Source organism: Streptomyces bugieae, from assembly GCF_036352915.1.
Classification (GTDB): domain Bacteria; phylum Actinomycetota; class Actinomycetes; order Streptomycetales; family Streptomycetaceae; genus Streptomyces; species Streptomyces endophytica.
The window spans coordinates 1-459 of record NZ_JAZBJP010000148.1 but is presented as its reverse complement, the minus strand read 5'-3'; the positions used below and the strand labels follow the sequence as shown (position 1 = coordinate 459).

The 459-nt window shown below is 68.4% G+C and carries 1 protein-coding gene; it reads right to left on the bottom strand.

The window, feature by feature from the left end:
- Window positions 1-31 precede the first annotated feature (31 nt).
- On the bottom strand, window positions 32-459 hold a 428-nt coding region (locus V2J85_RS40620; protein ID WP_330824393.1), incomplete at its 5' end, for a BlaI/MecI/CopY family transcriptional regulator.

The following is a 459-nucleotide window of genomic DNA, read 5'->3' as shown; positions in this document are numbered from 1 at the left end:
TTGCGGCTGCTCTGAGGACATGCCCCAGACGCTATCGCCCGCTCTCCGGCCCCGTGTCATCGGCCGGGGCAGGTCCGTCGGAGGCCGCCCCTGCCGGTTCCGCCGGTTCCGCCGGTTCCGCCGCGTCGGCCGCCGGGCCGGTCGTCGGATTGTCGGGGGGATTGCCGGCGGAGTTGTCCGCCGGGCCGGGGGAAACTATACGGACGGCGTCCTGAAGTGCTTCGCGCTGCTCGGGCGACATCATGCCGAAGAACGCGACAAGGGCGGCGGCCGGGTTGTCGCTCCGGGACCAGGCTTCGTTCATCAGTGCGGCCGAGTAGGCGGCCCTGGTGGAGACGGCCGTATATCGATATGCGCGGCCGTCGACTTCCCTGCGGACCCAGCCCTTCTGATGGAGATTGTCCATTACGGTCATCACCGTCGTGTAGGCGATGGACCGTTCCTGCTGGAGGTCCTCAA